This window comes from Algoriphagus sp. NF (genome assembly GCF_028823735.1).
Classification (GTDB): domain Bacteria; phylum Bacteroidota; class Bacteroidia; order Cytophagales; family Cyclobacteriaceae; genus Algoriphagus; species Algoriphagus marincola.
The window spans coordinates 70,618-87,429 of sequence record NZ_JAPEIB010000003.1 but is presented as its reverse complement, the minus strand read 5'-3'; the positions used below and the strand labels follow the sequence as shown (position 1 = coordinate 87,429).

At 42.8% G+C, this 16,812-nt stretch carries 14 protein-coding genes; 10 read left to right on the top strand and 4 right to left on the bottom strand.

Features of this window, described 5'->3' with window-relative positions:
- Window positions 1-106 precede the first annotated feature (106 nt).
- From OU792_RS02245 to clpB, 3 genes are all read left to right on the top strand, one after another.
- Window positions 107-1,357 carry a dipeptidase gene (locus OU792_RS02245; RefSeq protein ID WP_274669354.1) on the top strand — a complete coding sequence of 417 codons (1,251 nt, stop codon included), beginning with the start codon at window positions 107-109 and terminating at the stop codon, window positions 1,355-1,357.
- A gap of 236 nt (window positions 1,358-1,593) precedes the next feature.
- Window positions 1,594-2,088: a hypothetical protein gene (locus tag OU792_RS02240; protein WP_274669353.1), complete on the top strand. Its 495-nt coding sequence runs from the start codon at window positions 1,594-1,596 to the stop codon at window positions 2,086-2,088.
- Between the two features lie 189 nt (window positions 2,089-2,277).
- Window positions 2,278-4,902 (top strand): ATP-dependent chaperone ClpB, encoded by a 2,625-nt coding sequence (gene clpB / locus OU792_RS02235; protein ID WP_274669352.1) that lies wholly within the window; start codon window positions 2,278-2,280, stop codon window positions 4,900-4,902.
- A 57-nt stretch (window positions 4,903-4,959) separates the two neighbouring features.
- Here the strand turns inward: clpB and OU792_RS02230 are convergent, their stop codons facing one another.
- Entirely contained in the window at window positions 4,960-6,102 is a 1,143-nt protein-coding gene (locus tag OU792_RS02230; protein WP_274669351.1) for an ATP-binding protein, read from the bottom strand.
- Between the two features lie 250 nt (window positions 6,103-6,352).
- On the opposite strand from OU792_RS02230, the gene OU792_RS02225 reads away from it, so the two are divergent.
- The 7 genes from OU792_RS02225 (at window position 6,353) to OU792_RS02195 (ending at window position 13,892) form a co-directional block, all read left to right on the top strand.
- The gene (locus OU792_RS02225) at window positions 6,353-9,469 is read left to right on the top strand and encodes a WD40/YVTN/BNR-like repeat-containing protein (protein ID WP_274669350.1); all 3,117 of its coding nucleotides are present in this window, start codon (window positions 6,353-6,355) and stop codon (window positions 9,467-9,469) included.
- Between the two features lie 573 nt (window positions 9,470-10,042).
- Window positions 10,043-11,218 (top strand): DUF4221 family protein, encoded by a 1,176-nt coding sequence (locus tag OU792_RS02220; RefSeq protein ID WP_274669349.1) that lies wholly within the window; start codon window positions 10,043-10,045, stop codon window positions 11,216-11,218.
- Between the two features lie 70 nt (window positions 11,219-11,288).
- On the top strand, window positions 11,289-11,660 hold the full coding sequence (locus tag OU792_RS02215) for a hypothetical protein (RefSeq protein ID WP_274669348.1): 372 nt from the start codon (window positions 11,289-11,291) through the stop codon (window positions 11,658-11,660).
- 1 nt (window position 11,661) lies between these two features.
- Window positions 11,662-12,066: a hypothetical protein gene (locus tag OU792_RS02210; RefSeq protein ID WP_274669347.1), complete on the top strand. Its 405-nt coding sequence runs from the start codon at window positions 11,662-11,664 to the stop codon at window positions 12,064-12,066.
- A gap of 4 nt (window positions 12,067-12,070) precedes the next feature.
- Window positions 12,071-12,919, top strand: coding sequence for a protein kinase domain-containing protein (locus tag OU792_RS02205; RefSeq protein ID WP_274669346.1), 849 nt, complete (start codon window positions 12,071-12,073; stop codon window positions 12,917-12,919).
- 224 nt (window positions 12,920-13,143) lie between these two features.
- Window positions 13,144-13,326, top strand: a complete 183-nt coding sequence (locus OU792_RS02200) for a CPXCG motif-containing cysteine-rich protein (RefSeq protein WP_274669345.1) — start codon at window positions 13,144-13,146, stop codon at window positions 13,324-13,326.
- Complete coding sequence (locus OU792_RS02195; protein ID WP_274669344.1) at window positions 13,326-13,892, top strand: pyridoxamine 5'-phosphate oxidase family protein; 567 nt, start codon at window positions 13,326-13,328, stop codon at window positions 13,890-13,892. The genes OU792_RS02200 and OU792_RS02195 overlap by 1 nt, the downstream gene beginning before the upstream one ends.
- Window positions 13,893-13,906: 14 nt before the next feature.
- On the opposite strand, the gene OU792_RS02190 is transcribed toward OU792_RS02195, so the two are convergent.
- The 3 genes from OU792_RS02190 to OU792_RS02180 are packed head-to-tail and all read right to left on the bottom strand — an operon-like array spanning window position 13,907 to window position 16,803.
- A complete protein-coding gene (locus OU792_RS02190) occupies window positions 13,907-14,326 on the bottom strand; it encodes a type II toxin-antitoxin system VapC family toxin (RefSeq protein WP_274669343.1) in 420 nt (139 codons plus the stop codon).
- A complete protein-coding gene (locus tag OU792_RS02185) occupies window positions 14,323-14,568 on the bottom strand; it encodes a DUF6364 family protein (RefSeq protein WP_274669342.1) in 246 nt (81 codons plus the stop codon). Before OU792_RS02185 ends, OU792_RS02190 begins: the two co-directional genes overlap by 4 nt.
- Window positions 14,569-14,622: 54 nt before the next feature.
- Window positions 14,623-16,803 (bottom strand): DUF5916 domain-containing protein, encoded by a 2,181-nt coding sequence (locus tag OU792_RS02180; RefSeq protein WP_134202673.1) that lies wholly within the window; start codon window positions 16,801-16,803, stop codon window positions 14,623-14,625.
- Window positions 16,804-16,812 lie beyond the last annotated feature (9 nt).

Sequence of the window (16,812 nt, the reverse complement as noted above, 5' to 3'; positions counted from 1 at the left end):
ATTTAAACCATCAATAGACATTTCTTCGGTGTAATCCACCATTTGTGGATATTTTGGCTATTTGTGTCAGAAAGCTAGTATCTTACCATCATAGAAAAACCACGTTATGAACAAATATTTAAGCCTTATTGCTGCAGCAGGACTTCTGTTCTCTTGCGAGCCAAAAAATTCCGAAATAGACTACACGCAACTTTCTGATGCTGAACGCCTGGAACTGGCGCAGGAGATCGCTCAATCTACCATCATGGTCGATGGACATGTGGATCTTCCTTATCGAATGAAAGTAGGAGGTTTTACCCTTCAGCGAGAAATTTTGGACGTATCTGTTCGAACTCCTGATGGAAACTTTGACTATCCTCGCTCCAAGGAGGGCGGTTTGGATGCCCCATTCATGTCAATTTATATTCCGGCAGGAAATCAGGCTATTCCGGGAGCTTCCAAAGCACTTGCTGATTCCTTGATTTTGATGACCGAGCGTTTGGCAAATACTTTTCCGGAGAAGTTTGCGATGGCCTACAGTCCGGCTGATGTTGAGGCTAATTTTGAAAAAGGATTGATCTCCCTACCCATGGGGATGGAAAATGGTTCAGGTCTTGAGGATGACTTGGCCAACGTGGAATACTTTCACAAAAGAGGAATTCGCTACATCACTTTGACTCATGGGAAGGATAATCTGATCGGTGATGCCAGCTATGATACTACCGGGACGCATGGAGGTTTGAGCGAATATGGAGAAAAGGTAGTTGCTGAAATGAACCGTGTGGGAATTATGGTTGACTTGAGCCATGTTTCTGATAATACCTTCCGGGATGCATTGGCGATTACAAAAGTTCCAGTAATTGCTTCGCATTCTTCAGCTAGAAAATTCACTCCCGGTTTTGAGCGGAACATGAGTGATGAATTGATCACGGCCATGGCAGAAAATGGAGGAGTGATGATGATCAATTTTGGAGGAACATTCATTGATTCTGCCTATGCCGCAGGTTCGTCCAAGGTTCGGGAGCACTTAGTGAATTACATGGTGGACAATGGTCTCAGTCGAAGCGATTCGGCATTTAGAGCTTATGCGGCAGAATATTCTGCAGCCAATAACCCATTCCCAACCGTACAGCGGGTGGCCGATCATATCGATCATGTGGTGAGTTTAGTAGGGATCGATCATGTAGGCTTTGGGTCGGATTTTGATGGGGTAGGGGATTCTTTACCTACTGGCTTGAAAGATGTTTCCATGTTCCCCAATCTAATTGCTGAACTTTTGAAAAGAGGGTATTCCAAAGAGGATATTGAAAAGATTTGCTATAAAAATATTTTCCGTGTCTGGAAGGCGGTAGAGGATTATGCCGCTAGTCAAGGCTAGAAATGGATTTTAAAAAGGAAGCTGAACCAATTAAAATCGTTTTTACGCTGAGCTGAATTTATTTTTGAAATAAGTTTAGGCCAAGGTCAAGCTGAATTTAAACATGAAACTTCTGTTCGATTCTGATCAGAAGTTTTTTTGTGCCCAGATTTTGGAAAACTTCTTCAATCAGAAATGATTTTTCAGATTTAATTGCGTAATTCAAAATAAAAAAATTCTATTTTAAAGATTTGCGTATGAAACGATCTCTTTTAATTCTAGCCACAATCCTGACATATTTTACAGCTCATGCTCAGGAAGAAAGCAGTATTTTCAAACAAGGCGTAAAGGGCTGCTACTCGGATTATTATATCGAGTTTTACAATCGTGGTGCAGAGTTACCCACTGACGGGGAGTATGAAGTAGTGATTTCGGTAATTATGGACGGTCAAAGTGATTGCTATTTAGGCAAAGCCACCATCCAAAATGGTCAGTTGTCAAACCCTGTTTATATCCAAAAAACAGACGGATCTTATCAGCCGATGAGCCGGATGTTTAAAGCTTTGGATCCGGAGTGGGAGGCTGCAAGGGATGAAGCTTCTATCAGACAAGTTTCAGACGGCATGTCTACTCTTTTTTACACGGTTGATAGGCACTGGATTCGCTTATTTTTTCCTTCTTTGATTGCAGGCCAATCCATGGCAAATAAAAAAGCTCCGCCTGCCAAAGAAATGCTCAAGTCTAATAATTGATCTGAAATTCTCTTAAATCATTTTGTCCCCCCTGTTCATTTGATCAGGGGGTATTTTTATGCCAAAATTTCATATTTTGATCTTAAAAAAGCTCTATTTCAGACATTTTGACCGAAAAAATGAATTGGAGATGGATTTGCTAATAGGTGATTGTAATCAAAAATAAAGGAACTAAACCACTAGCGATACATGGATTTCAAACAATTTACAATTAAATCTCAGGAGGCGATTCAGAAGGCAGTTGAGTTGGCAATGAGCATGGGGCAGCCCACCATTGAGCCAGCACACTTGCTAAAAGGAATCTTCTCAGAGGACGAAAATGTCACCGATTTTGTCTTAAAAAAACTCGGTGCTAATAAGCAACAACTAACCCAAAAGCTTGAGGAGCAGTTGGGCAAACTTCCCAAAGTCAGCGGAGCCAATCAGCAGCCCTATTTATCCGGTGCTGCCAATCAGGCTTTAACTAAAGCAAAGGACTACCTGAAGACCTTTGGAGATGAATATGTCGCCATTGAGCATTTGCTCTTGGGGATTTTGGCGGGAAGCGATGCAACCGCACAACTACTGAAAGATCAGGGTATGGCTGAAAAGCCACTGATCGAAGCTATCAAGGAACTAAGAAAAGGAAATAAAGTGACTGATCCCAACGCAGAAAGCAAGTACAGGGCTTTGGAGAAATACTCCAAAAACCTGAACGAATTGGCCAAAAAGGGTAAAATCGACCCAGTAATTGGCCGTGATGAAGAAATCAGGCGAGTGTTGCAGATTTTGGCCCGACGAACCAAAAACAACCCCATCCTACTCGGTGAGCCGGGTGTGGGTAAGACGGCTATTGTCGAAGGACTCGCGCAGCGAATCGTCTCCGGTGATGTACCGGAAAATCTGAAAAGTAAAACCTTGATCTCACTGGATATGGGTTTGCTAGTCGCAGGCGCCAAGTACAAGGGAGAATTTGAGGAGCGACTTAAGGCCGTGATCAAAGAGGTGACGGACTCGGATGGAGAGATCATTCTCTTTATCGATGAGATTCACACCTTGATCGGAGCCGGAGGCGGAGGGGAAGGAGCTATGGATGCTGCCAACTTGCTCAAGCCAGCTTTGGCTCGTGGCGAACTCCATGCTATCGGAGCCACTACCTTGAAGGAGTATCAAAAATACATTGAGAAGGATAAAGCACTGGAGCGTCGATTCCAGGCTGTGATCGTAGATGAACCGGATGCAGCCGATGCGATTTCCATCCTTCGAGGAATCAAGGATAAGTACGAGCTTCACCATGGTGTACGGATCAAGGATGATGCTGTCATTGCTGCGGTGGAATTGTCGCAACGCTATATTTCTGATCGATTCTTGCCCGATAAGGCTATCGATTTGATGGATGAGTCTGCCGCCAAACTTCGAATGGAAATTGACTCCTTGCCTCAGGAATTGGATGAGCTGAACCGTCGAATCATGCAATTGGAAATCGAGCGCGAAGCAATCCGAAGAGAAAAGAACAAGGATAAAGAGGCTCTTTTGAGCAAAGAAATCGCTGAGCTTTCCGAGAAGCGGCAGTCTGTAAAGGCCAAGTGGGAAAGCGAGAAAGCGGTAATCATGGGTATTCAGCGTGAAAAAGAGAATATCGATAAGTTCAAGCTGGAAGCAGAGCAAGCCGAGCGGGCTGGAGATTTTGGAAAAGTTGCCGAAATCCGATACGGTAAAATTGGAGAAGCCGAGAAAAAGCTTGAATCCTTCAAAACCCAATTAGCCGAAATGCAGGCAGGGTCTCCACTTTTGAAAGAGGAAGTTGATCAAGAAGATATTGCCTCAGTCGTTTCCAAATGGACCGGAATACCGGTTTCAAAGATGATCCAATCCGAGCGGGAGAAATTACTGCATTTGGAGGATGAATTGGGCAGACGAGTGGCAGGTCAGAAAGAAGCAATTGCAGCGCTTTCCGATGCCGTACGTAGAAGTCGAGCAGGTTTGCAAGACCCGAAGCGTCCGATTGGTAGCTTTATCTTTATGGGTACAACCGGCGTGGGTAAAACCGAATTGGCGAAAGCCTTAGCTGAATATCTCTTCAATGATGAGAACGCGATGGTTCGAATCGATATGTCCGAATATCAAGAGCGACATGCCGTGAGCCGATTAGTGGGAGCGCCTCCGGGATACGTGGGCTACGATGAGGGCGGTCAATTGACTGAAGCGGTGAGAAGAAAGCCATACTCAGTAATCTTACTTGACGAGATCGAAAAGGCCCATCCGGATGTCTTCAATATCCTTCTACAAGTATTGGATGATGGGAGATTGACGGACAATAAAGGCCGGATCGCTAATTTCAAGAATACGATTATCATTCTGACCACGAATATCGGTTCACATCTTATTCAGGAGCGATTCGCATCCATGGAGGATTGGAATAAGGAAGAGGTTTTGGAAAAAACCAAATCGGAAGTATTTGACCTGCTCAAAAAGTCAGTACGACCAGAATTCCTAAACCGAATCGATGAAACGATCATGTTTGAGCCACTGAACAAGCAGATCATCCGAAAGATTGTCGATATCCAATGGAGAGAAATTCAAAACCGTCTGGCCGAGTCCCATATCGAGATTGAGGCTACGAAAGAAGTTTTGGATTACTTAGGCGAAGTCGGCTTTGATCCACAATTTGGTGCAAGACCGCTCAAGCGAACCATGCAGCGTTTGATCTTGAATGAGCTTTCCAAGCAGATTTTGGCAGGCTACATCAAGAATGATTCAGCAGTCTTGGTGGATTTGGATGCCGACAAGCAGGTTTACTTTAAGAATGTGGATGCTGCTGTCGACATGGAGTAAATCTAAAATACTGATCATATTTAACCCCCGGTCTTGAATAGAGGTCGGGGGTTCTTTTCACCCCCCAATCCAATCCAGATAATTCCCCGAATGAATCACTTCAAAGTGCGCTTGAGGATAGGCTTTTGACCAAGCAGTTGGGGCTTTTGGAGTTTTATTCAGGGAGTATTTGAATTCGTAGCTTCGTAATTGATCACCTTCTTCTTCCACCCAATCCAATTCTTGCTGATCGTATGTTCTCCAGAAGAAATTGTTGCAGTGCATTTGAGTATAGCTCTGGAATTTCAGGCGCTCAGCTGCCAAATAGTTTTCCCATAATTCTCCCACATCCATTCTTAGATTCAGACGATTGAAGTTCTGAATCAAGGCATTTCGTACGCCATTGTCATAAAAGTACCAACGGCTGTTTTTGACGATTTCTTTTCTCAAATTTTTGCTGAATCCGCCTATTCGGTATACCACAAAAACTTTGGATAGCATATCCAAGTATCGTTCTACCGTATTTTTGGACATGCTGAGTTGACGGCCCAGCTCTTCTAGTGAGACTTCTTTCCCCACTTGAAAGGCGATAAGTCTCAGCAAGGAATAAAGCTTTTCTGAGTTTCTGATTCCGTCCACCATCAAAATGTCCTTCAGTAGATAATCATTCATGATTTGGTAGAGATAATCCTGTTTATCTTTCCAGTCCGGATATTGACTTAGCTCCGGATAGCCTCCAAAAATTAGTCGCTCTTCACGCTTTTCCAACGTGGTCTTATAATCTTCCCGCTCCTTGAATTCCATTTGAGCTAAAGGAAAAAGGTAAAGGGTGTTTTTCCGTCCGACCAGTGGCTCACCCACTTGCTGATGAAGGTCAAAAGCTGAAGATCCCGTAGCGATCAAATGAATTCCTTCGATGGTATCTACGATTAGCTTTAGAGTCATCCCAATATCAGGTATATGTTGCGCCTCGTCGATGACAAGCAGTTTTTTACCTGCCAGCAATCGGGTATAATTTGCGACAGACCTTTCCTGAACCAATGCCGTGTCTGAGACGTCATCGCCGTTTAGGGTAAGTGTTTCTTCTGATTTCCATTGGGAAATATAGTCTCTGATAAAGGCAGTCTTACCCACTCTTCTTGGGCCGATCAGCATCAGCACCTTGTTGGGTCTTAGCTTTTTTTTAAAAACTTCCTGAATCGCTCTTGGATAAATTACCATTAAATATCTTATACCACTGAATATCAGTCTAAAATTGACTCATTCATTCAATAAATCCAAATTAAGTTGACGTAATTTATGTTAATTCCGTCAGTTATTTGACGCAATTAATGTTAATTCCGTCAGTCAGTTGATCTAATTCATGTAAATTCCGTCAGTTGTCTGCTTTTGAGAAAGCTAATTTTAGCTTTCTACTCTGATTTTTCTTAGCCTTTTGTAACTTACTGCTTACCACCAAACCCAATCAATCATGCGTTTAAAATTTTGCCCTCTTTTACTAGGGTTGCTTTTGCTTTTTTCACCCGAAAGCGCCTTTTCACAGAAATCCAAAAAGAAATCTGAGCCGGCTCAAGAAGCCACTTATGACACCGCCCTTTATAATGCCATGGAGTTTCGTCTCGTCGGACCTTTCCGTGGAGGTCGGGCTACGGCCGTGGCAGGAGTAGTTCAGGAACCCATGACTTTCTATCAAGGTTCGGTCGGGGGTGTCTGGAAGACCACCGATGCCGGTGAAAGCTGGTTTAATGTCTCCGATGGTTTTTTCGGAACTGCTTCTGTCGGTGCTATCACTGTAGCAGAGTCCGATCCTAATGTAGTCTATGTAGGAATGGGAGAAGCGCCTGTCAGAGGAGTGATGACATCTCATGGAGATGGAGTCTACAAATCAGTGGATGGAGGAAAAACCTGGAAGCACATAGGGCTTTCTGAGGTCCGACAGATTTCCAAGATTGTAGTTCATCCAACCAATCCGGATCTGGTTATCGTCGGCGGACAGGGAAGTCCCTACGGCGCGACCGATGCCCGGGGAATCTATCGCTCGGAAGACGGAGGGGAAACTTGGGAGAAAGTCCATTATGTGGATGAAAATTCCGGTGTTTCGGATCTGAGCATGGATATGACAAATCCACGAATGATCTATGCTGCCTATTGGGATCATCGAAGATTTCCCTGGAAGGTACAGAGTGGAGGCCCGGGTTCGGGAATCTACAAGTCCTCGGATATGGGAAAAACCTGGACCAAACTGACCGAAGGTCTTCCTAAAGGAGTGATGGGGAAAATCGGAATATCCGTTTCCCGTGCCAATAACAATATCGTCTGGGCTATCATCGAAGCCGAAGACGGGGGCTTGTATCGATCGGATGATGCCGGAAAAAGCTGGAAATTGGTCAATGAAGACCGACTGCTTCGCGCACGCTCTTGGTATTACATGCATATTTTGGCCCACCCGACAGAACCAGAAACGGTTTACATAATGAATGCGCCTTTGGTAGAGTCCAAAGATGGAGGTAAGACTTTTGTAAATTTGCAAACCCAACACGGAGACAATCACGCGCTCTGGATCAACCCTATGCATCCCCAATACATGGTTAATGCTAATGACGGGGGAGGAAACGTATCTATCGATGGCGGTAAAAATTGGTCCCGTCAGGATAATCAGCCTACCGCTCAATTCTATCGGGTAAATGTGGATCAGCAATTCCCTTATCGCATTTATGGAGGTCAGCAGGATAATTCGTCCGTATCCATTGCTTCCCGTGCAAATGGTTCAGGAATCGGCTGGGATGAGTTTTATCCGGTAGGAGGTTGCGAATCTGCATTTTCTGCTTTCGACCCGGAAAATCCCATTTATATCTATTCGGGTTGCTATCAGGGCATCATCACCGAGTGGAATGCTAAAACCAAGCAGGAAAAGGACGTGATGGCCTATCCTTACCAGGGCTTGGCTTCCAAGCCTGCCGAAGTCAAGTATCGCTTCAACTGGAATGCACCCATCATCGCTTCCAAGCATGATCCTTTGGTGATCTACCATGCTGGAAATGTGATTTTGAAGACGACCAATCGAGGATTAAGCTGGGAGGAAGTTTCTCCGGATCTGACCAAAAATGATCCAGCCCATTTGGATTATGGTGGAGGTCCGATTACCAATGAAGGTGCAGGTGGGGAAGTTTTCCACACGATTATGTATTTGGCAGAATCTCCACATACTCCGGATGTTTTGTATGCCGGTGCGGACGATGGTTTGCTTCATGTCACCAAAGATGGAGGGGAAAGTTGGTCCAATATCACTATCCCCAATACACCGGAAGGCATGGCCAATCAGATCGAGGTATCTCCTCATGACCCTGCGACGGTCTATGTGGCATTTACCAGTTACAAATACAATGACTTCACCCCGCATATTTTCAAATCGACCGATTACGGCGCCACTTGGACTCGTTTGGTCAGTGGAATAGCGGAGGAAGCTTTTGTAAGAGTGGTGCGGGAAGATCCTAACCAAAAGGACTTGCTGTATGCAGGTACCGAAACGGGTCTTTATGTCTCTTTCAATGGAGGCCAACAATGGGAAAAATTCCAGCAGAATTTGCCGGTAGTGCCCATCAATGACCTGATGATTCAGGACAATGATATGATCATTGCCACTTCCGGAAGGGCATTTTGGGTGATGGATGATTTGAATCCACTGTATGAGCTGAAAGCTGCCGCAGAGGCTGACTTCTACGTTTACGAGCCTGAGGCTGCGATTCGTGATTTTGCTTTCCGTGGAAATAATCCACAAGCAGGGCAGAATCCTTATCCCGGATTTTCAGTGATGTATTACCTAAAAGAAAATGTGGATTCGGTGCTTTTGGAAGCCGAATTTCAGGATATGAGTGGTAAAGTGCTTCGCAAATTCACGACCGATTCGGAAGCCAAAACCGGAAAAATCAAAAAGAAGGCGGGTATGAACCGACTGAATTGGGATTTGAGTTTGGATTCCTTTGAGTCAGTCAAAGGTGTGTTTTCTGGAATCGGTTCTTCGGCCCAGCGGGTCATTCCTGGTAAATACAGGTTGGTGATGCGCTACGGAGACCAGGAAATCAGCAAGGAAATAGAAGTAAAGCCCGACCCAAGATGGACGGCTACCGCAGCCCAATATCAAGAGCAGGATATTCAACTTACGAGTCTTCGGGAAGCTATTGTTTCAACCCGAAAAATGGCTGAAGACCTTCGAAGCCTTCGAGGTCAGATCAAGGATTTGTCAGAAAGAGTGGATGCTGAGAAATACGAGGCTTGGCATACTCAGGCCAAGGAAGTCATTTCCGCTATCGATGAAGCCGAGTCAGAATTGATTCAGACCAAGCAGAAGACCTTCCAGGATGTGATCAACTTCCCGAATAAACTGGATGCCGACCTTTTGCATATCTATGGAGCAATCAATGAAAGTGAACCTCCGATCACCGAGGGCCAAAAGCAACGAGCACAAGATCTTTTGGGAGTTTATGAAAAAGTCAAAGGGCAAGTCGAAGGGGTAATGGCTTCTACCCAAGCCTTAGAAAAGTCCATGATCGATCAAAAGATTCCGATTTTGGTTCCGAAGAAGGATTAAATTGATATTATTCACCAGCTACTCTGCTTCTGAAGAAGGAGAGTAGCAAGATTTGCCGAAATAATGACTGATGAAATTGTCCTGCGAAAGTTGGGCTTAGTGACGGGAAATCAGTTTTTTCAAAAAAATTAGGAAAAAAAGTTAAGAAAAACCTGGAAATATGGGGGGGCATTTAGTAGATTTAAAATGTAGTTCAAATCAGGCGCCGGAATTGGACTTTCTTTCTCTAGGATTTTCTGACCCTGACTATGAGGAAGATGTGAATTAGGGTCTATCACATAATTCTAAATCAAGATGAAAAAGTTAATTCTTATGTTCTTTGCACTGGTGTTTTCTATAAGTGCTTCCTTTGGGTATAGGAACTTCTATGCAGTACAGGTTAATGAGGTGGTTCTAATGTGGTGCGATGACAATGGAGGAACTTGTCTTCCAACTGTTACAATTGGCGATTACGATGTCGCCGAACCGTAATCAATGATTTGAAGCACTAATTCTGAATTTTCAGTTATTTGAAAGATTGGGAATTATTGAGTCAATATTTCTCAATGATTCCCCAATTTCTTGTTTTTTGTCATGGGAAAATACTACTTATTTTATTTTATGCCATTTTGTTGGGTTTTTGGATGTTCAACTTCAATACAAAAATATTCTAAATTAGAATTAGTATCGAAACGAATGTTGGTAATACCATTGGACGAGAATACCTCTACAGTTTGGGGTACCCTGCAGTATTTGGATTTGGGTACAGATGAATATCTGGTATTTCATGATCTAATCAAATCTCAAAATAAAATAATACATTTTTCTCATCTTAATGATGCTGAAAAAACTTTTCAAGTTAACGTTTCAATTGAGGGCCCAAATGGTGTGGGTCACTTGGATGGAGTGCATGTAAAGAATTTAGATAGCATTTATGTTTTAAACAGGTTTGCGTACAGACTTTATCAAATCGATAAGGTTGGTGAGGTTAAAAATATATATTCACTTTTAGATGAGAAGAAAAAGTCTTCTCAAGAGTTAACTTATCTGCCCGGGAGTTTACCTACTTACCCAATTGTTGATTTTGGAAAAAAGTTGTTTTTGCCAGCAAGACCCGATGTGAATCCACTTGAAAATTATAACTACAAACACTTTAATACAGGAATTGTTTTAAACTTAGAGAATGGAAATTTTGGCTATCACCTTAATTATCCTAAATCCTATCATGATAGTGGCTTTTGGGGAATGCAACTTGAAATGGCTTCTACTGTTGTGAATTTTAAAGATTCAACAATTATTCAATCCTTTCCAATAGAAGACGGACTAATGGTTTATGATTTTGATCTAAACTTAATAGATAATCCTTCGCTTTTTTCAGAATATTATGAGGGTAAGTTTAATTCACTTAACGAACCCTCCTTAGAGCCAGAAATCTATTATCCACATATCTATTCTAATCCTTCGAATAAATCTATTCTTTTTGACCCTTATCGAGATTTGTATTATCGTGTTTATAATGGACCCTATCCCGAAACCACCATTGAAAATATGGCTCGATCCAACTTTATGACTTGGGATGAGAAAAATGAATACCCTAAACGAATGATCATGGTATTTGATCGAAATTTCAAAGAAATAGGAATTTTAGAGTTAGACAAGGAGAGATACTTTGTGGATTTTATTCGTGTAGTCAAAGAGGGACTTCTTGTCCCAGTTCAATCTGACGATGAAGACAAAAATGTTTTTGAAATCTTCGAGGTTAAGTATTAAGGCTTTACTTTTTGTGGTCTTATGGACAGGTTTCGCTTGTGGTATTAGTCTGAAGAATGAACTGATCTATATGCCTATCAGCCCTCAGGAAGTTTTTGCTTCCAGTGTATCGGATTGGGATAGCCTTGAGTTACTCGTTCCTCAAGTGGGATGCAGTAGCTGCATTAATCTCTTGATAAATGAGTATCAAGAGCAAAAAATCCAAACCAGACTTAGTATGATAGGAGTCAGCAGGGAAAGAGACTTGCGTCTTAATTATGGAGAGGAATTTATTAGTAATCCTAGAGTTCAGGTACATACAGAAATCAAACATCGCCCTGTTGCAAGTGATTGTTTTGAGAGGCCTGCACTCCTGCTATCCAAAGCTGATACAGTATTTTATCTCTGTTTTAAAACAGATGAGGTTCAGGACGTGATTTCCTTTTTGGCGAAAAATGAATGAAATGACACATACCGTTTTTCGTGATTTTTTCCTCATTTCGCTTTTGGTAGTGATGATGGTTTCTTGCTCGCATTCAAGCACATCTGAACCAGCTGAAGTGTATCTTTTGAATCAGTTAGATGTTGCACCTGACTTTGAGGGAGGATACAATCAATTCATCCGCTACCTTTCTGAATCAATAAAAAATGCTCCTGAGGGTACTTTTGACCAATTAGAAGAGAAAATCTTTATCGATTTTGTAATTGATAAAGAAGGCAAAGTAAGGCAGATATCCATCAAAACGCCAATTCCACTTCGAGCCGCGAGGGAATTGAAATCCATTTTGGAAAATTCTCCGGTATGGACTCCCGGTCAGCTAAACGGACAACCCGTAGCTTCCTTTCAAACCCTACCTATAAAATTCTAAGTCAATGAACCAAGAGTATCTTCGAAATCATTTAGGTTTAGAGTTTGAGGAAAAAGAGCCAATTTATAAATCTGACTCTAAACTGATTCTTGTAGGCAAAAGTCAACATGTAGGCGACCGTCCTGTCGCCTTGAAGTTTTCAAAAATCAGCCTAGATTTAGTTGAGTTTTATATAAAGAATTTTTCAGAAGTCTCGAAATTGAAATCCCATCCCAGTATTCTGACTCATTATGAAATCTTTAAGTTAGAAAATCCTGAAATAGACTATAACATAGTGGAAGTATTGGAGCTTGTCCAGACAGTTCAGCCTTCCGGAGTTTTCCAATCGGGTTTATCACAGAATCATTTGAAAAAGATGATCATACGATTACTAGAAGGATTCTCGTTTCTTCATGCGAATCATCTTCTTCACCGGGATATCAAGCCAGACAATTTGTTGATCTATCTCGAAAAAGGAAACTATTATTTTAAAATAATTGATCTGGATTTCAAGGGTGATGTGCTGAATCAATTACTTGTAACTACACCGGAATTTCTAGCACCAGAGGTAAACTCCTTTTCAGATTATGATAGGAAGGCAGAGATTTGGGCGATAGGTCTAGTTCTTTACCTGATCTTTGGAGGAAAAATGCCCTTCCAAACCAGAAAAAATAATTTATCTATCGAAGAAGTTAAAACTGAAGTTTTGAAATGTGAATTTGATTTGACTGTGCTGCCTGTAGCTGTGAGAATTCCTGTTTCGCTTTGTCTAAAGAAGAACCCCAAAGACCGAATTGGGAGTATAAACCAGCTACTATTTATTATGGATCCTGTTTACTACCTAAAATCCAAAGTAAAAACGCTTTTCCGTTAATTTTTCAAGATTAAAGTCTTTTTTTTACTTCCAGTGTTCTGCTTCTCGAGAATCTGCGCAACCTTTCTACGAGATTTCCGGCTGTCCTGCTTCTCCAGAAGCAGGAATTCCTACTTAAAAGTTTTCTATCCTGCTTTCGGAAAAGCAGGATAGCTGTAATTAAAATAAGGCTTGGGTTTGTAATCCAAGCCTTAACTTTTTCCATCCTCACAAGTTTCTACATCATGCACGAACACTACTTCCAATGCCCTCATTGCTTTCAGGAGATTTCCATGTTGCTTGATCCCTCGGTTTCCAGGCAGGAGTACATTGAGGATTGCGAAGTTTGCTGCAATCCCATTGAGCTTCAGGTGGAGTTTGAAGAGGGAGAATTGGTTTATTTTGAAGCAAATTCCATTGAGCAATAATGCTTTTTCAGGAAACAGATACTTTGGAAGAAATCTGGCAGGCGGTCAAGCATGAGCTGCATCGTGGAGCCTTGGACATAAAACACCCTTTTCATTGGGTTAATTTGGGAACGGTTTCAGGCAAATTTCCTTCTGTACGAACAGTGGTTCTTCGGAAGGTCAATGAAGAGCTTAATTTCTTTGTCTACACCGATTACCGATCCGAGAAATGTTCGGATTTGAAGTCCAACCCGAATGCGACGCTTCATTTTTACCATCCCAAAAAGCAGGTTCAAATCCGGGTAAAAACTCAGGCTAAGCTTCATTTTCAGGATGATTTGGCTAAAGAAATCTGGAAAACAATTCCCTTCCACCGAAGGTCAGAGTATACCGGTTCCCAAGCTCCGGGAACACCCATTTCTAGCTCTCAGGAAGGATGGAACCAAGGAGATTTAGAAAATCACTTTTTCTGCGTTTTGGAATTTTCTCCTATGGAAATCGAGGTTTTACAGCTTCGAAGAGAAGGACATCTTCGGGTGATGTTTTCAAAGGAAAAGGATTGGAAAGGGGCTTGGTTGGTTCCTTGATTTTTGGGGTGATTTTACTTTCCGGAAAGTATTCTCATCAACTCATGAACTGAAATTGCAGGAATAGATGAGGATTTAAAATCTTTAAGATTTCGGGTTATGATATAATCCAAGTCTCCAATTTGCTCTGCAGTGCTGATTTGAACCGCATCTTCAAAGTCCTTGTGATTTGACTTGAGTGCAGTCAAAAAACCTTTGGCAGTTACATCAGTGATCGTAATCATTTCGGCTAATTCGAGTAAAGTGCCCCTTAACTTTTTGTCCTCAACAAACTTTTTCAAAACATAATGGGTATTGGCCAAAACGTGTGTGGAGGTGAAAAGCTCAATTTTTCCGCCTTCTGCAAGTTGAAAAAGAGCTATTGATTCCTGCGTAAATGGCGGCCGATTGGCCAAAAAGTCAATGATGATATTGGTGTCCAAAAAAAGCTTCATCTCAGGTGCTTTTCTTCTAAGCCTTTTCTCAACTCTTCCTCCCAATCAAAGTCAGTAGGAACTTCGATTTTCCCTGAAATACGTTTGATTTTCGCTGAAATTTGAGTGGATGAGGATTTCTCGGTCAGGTTTTCAAAAAAATCTTCCACCAGACTTGAAAGACTTTTACCGGTTTGGGAAGCATAGATTTTTGCTTTCTCAATGATGTCCTCGTCCAAAGAAAGTGTGAGCTTTTTATTCATACGTATAAAATTAATTCTTATACGTGAGATTTTCAAACTTAGTCCATTTTTTGATCAGACATTCCACCAATAGGTGAATTTCAGCACGATTGAGCGGTTTTTGGTGTAAAATGGTGCGGGTAGATAATTATCTGTGTACACGATAAATAAGTCCGAAGCCGGCTGAAATCTCCACTGGAAGCGGGTATTCAGGTTGATGTTTTTGATCTGCTCATTGTATTGTACAAAGGCCGTGAAAAAGAGCGTGTTGGTCATCGTCACATCTACCCTAGGGCCGACCAACCAGAAATTGGTCGTATTCCAGGGCTCAGGCAGCACGATCCGGTTGTAATTGGTGCTCATGGCTATGCTGACATAGGGCTGGAATCGATAGCCCAGCTCGGTGCTGATGTTGTACCGATCCCCATCAGCGTAGTATCCGCCCATTCGAGTGGAAAAGCTGTATGTGAATAGACTTTGAGGCTTGGAAGCATACTCGGTGCCCCAAGCTCTCCAAGTGTGAATGGTTCCTGCGGGCAGGGTTTCTCCCGAGAAATTGGTCGGGTCAAAGGGGCGTTGCAGCTTTACAAAATCATAACCGGCCCAAAGCATGAATGTACTTTGGCTTCTCCATTTCACATTGTACGCTGCATAAGTAGTATTGTCGGTTTGCTCGCCGGTAGTATTGAAAAAGAAGGTAGTTCCCACATCGGGTCCATGAGAAAGGATTTTTTCACTTTTGGGAAACCAGCGATAGCTTACAGTCGGGCTGATTTTATAAAAGCCGTTTCTGGGTACAAAGCCCACCTCAGCAGTGTAGTTTTCAGACACATACTCATGTTGCCAATTCCAGGTTAGGTTTCCTGAAGCATAGCGGAGATTGGCGGCATGGACAAAGCCTTCCTGTGTTCCATCCGGCCCAAAGCTTTTCAGAACCATGGCTTTTCCTGTCCAGAGGTTATTGGATGAAGCCAAATTGTATTCCAAACCTACATTTCGATTGAATTGACTGTAAATCGGATGCTCAGATTCGGGGTCCGGGTTGTAGTTCAGGGATTGCTTGTTGATCAGGATGCCGGTGATATTGGAGCGGGCACCGACCTGTCTTTGCAAAGCCAGCACGGTGAAGTTTTGGGAAGGAAGACCCTCTGAATCCACTGCTCCCGTTTGCATATTCATAGCCCCGATCCGCCAGTCCTTGTTGATCTTTCCACTGAGTCGGGCTCCAAACTGGATGGGCGCATTGAGACCGATTCTTCTGGAGAAAAAGGGCCGAATGGTGCTGTAGCCGAAGTTGGCGAAGAGGTCTCCGTTTTCCAGAAAAAACTGCCTTCGTTCGGGGAAAAAGAGCTCAAAACGATCCAGATTGGTCACTTGGCGATCGACTTCTACCTGAGAAAAGTCCGGGTTCACCGTCAAGTCCAGATTCAATGAAGAAGTCAAGGCAATCTTGGCATCCATTCCAAATTCTCTTCGATACTGGGTTTCTCCTTCCGATTCGAAATCTTTGGACACCCCTCCCAACAGGTAAGGGATCACGGAAACATTGGCTCCGGCTTCCGGAGGGGCCTCATCCCAAACCAAAACGCCTGTGTAAGCCAAAGAAGCTGAAGGAAACTGACGGGGTACGGGCGCCCAGCCTGACTTTTCGGTGGCTTTTAGATCCAGTCGGGAAAAGTTGATTCCCCATTCTTTGATACCCTTTTTATACCGGATGGACTTGAAAGGAATTGCCGCTTCAAAGATCCATTTGTCTTCGTAATTGCTGACTTTGGAGGTCCATTTGTTATCCCAACTGAGGTCGACCGATCCTCCGTTGAACATGATTCCATCCCATTGGGCTCCAGCAGCATTTGCCCCGAAGGTGAAGCCGTTGGTCTGATCATCAAATGGGTCCATGAATAGCAAGAAGTTGTCGTTTTTACCAAAAGAGAAATCTCTTCGAAGCGACTCGACCATGTAAGGTCCCTCCAACAGATGATGATTGACCACGATGAGATATAGATTTTGATCATCGTAAGTCATCCGGACGTCCGTCTGCACCTGTGCAAAGCTGGTATCCATCGGTGTGATCATAAAAAAGTCGGAGGCCACCTCAGCCTCTTCCCAAGCTTGCTCATCCATCACTCCGTCGATCAAAATCGGAGATGTAGCCCTCTTCATTTGAAGGCGGTAGGCATCATTGATTTTTTGAGCCTGAACGTGACTATTGCAAACTAGAGAAAGGAAGAGAAGTGAAGCGGTAAATCGGAGCATAGCATTTAA

Coding starts and splice junctions, on each gene's coding strand:
- OU792_RS02205 (WP_274669346.1), top strand. CDS start 12,071: ATGAACCAAGAGTATCTTCGAAATCATTTAGGTTTAGAGTTTGAGGAA.
- OU792_RS02230 (WP_274669351.1), bottom strand. CDS start 6,102: ATGGTAATTTATCCAAGAGCGATTCAGGAAGTTTTTAAAAAAAAGCTA.
- OU792_RS02215 (WP_274669348.1), top strand. CDS start 11,289: ATGCCTATCAGCCCTCAGGAAGTTTTTGCTTCCAGTGTATCGGATTGG.
- OU792_RS02190 (WP_274669343.1), bottom strand. CDS start 14,326: ATGAAGCTTTTTTTGGACACCAATATCATCATTGACTTTTTGGCCAAT.
- clpB (WP_274669352.1), top strand. CDS start 2,278: ATGGATTTCAAACAATTTACAATTAAATCTCAGGAGGCGATTCAGAAG.
- OU792_RS02195 (WP_274669344.1), top strand. CDS start 13,326: ATGCTTTTTCAGGAAACAGATACTTTGGAAGAAATCTGGCAGGCGGTC.
- OU792_RS02240 (WP_274669353.1), top strand. CDS start 1,594: ATGAAACGATCTCTTTTAATTCTAGCCACAATCCTGACATATTTTACA.
- OU792_RS02220 (WP_274669349.1), top strand. CDS start 10,043: ATGGGAAAATACTACTTATTTTATTTTATGCCATTTTGTTGGGTTTTT.
- OU792_RS02200 (WP_274669345.1), top strand. CDS start 13,144: ATGCACGAACACTACTTCCAATGCCCTCATTGCTTTCAGGAGATTTCC.
- OU792_RS02210 (WP_274669347.1), top strand. CDS start 11,662: ATGACACATACCGTTTTTCGTGATTTTTTCCTCATTTCGCTTTTGGTA.
- OU792_RS02180 (WP_134202673.1), bottom strand. CDS start 16,803: ATGCTCCGATTTACCGCTTCACTTCTCTTCCTTTCTCTAGTTTGCAAT.
- OU792_RS02225 (WP_274669350.1), top strand. CDS start 6,353: ATGCGTTTAAAATTTTGCCCTCTTTTACTAGGGTTGCTTTTGCTTTTT.
- OU792_RS02185 (WP_274669342.1), bottom strand. CDS start 14,568: ATGAATAAAAAGCTCACACTTTCTTTGGACGAGGACATCATTGAGAAA.
- OU792_RS02245 (WP_274669354.1), top strand. CDS start 107: ATGAACAAATATTTAAGCCTTATTGCTGCAGCAGGACTTCTGTTCTCT.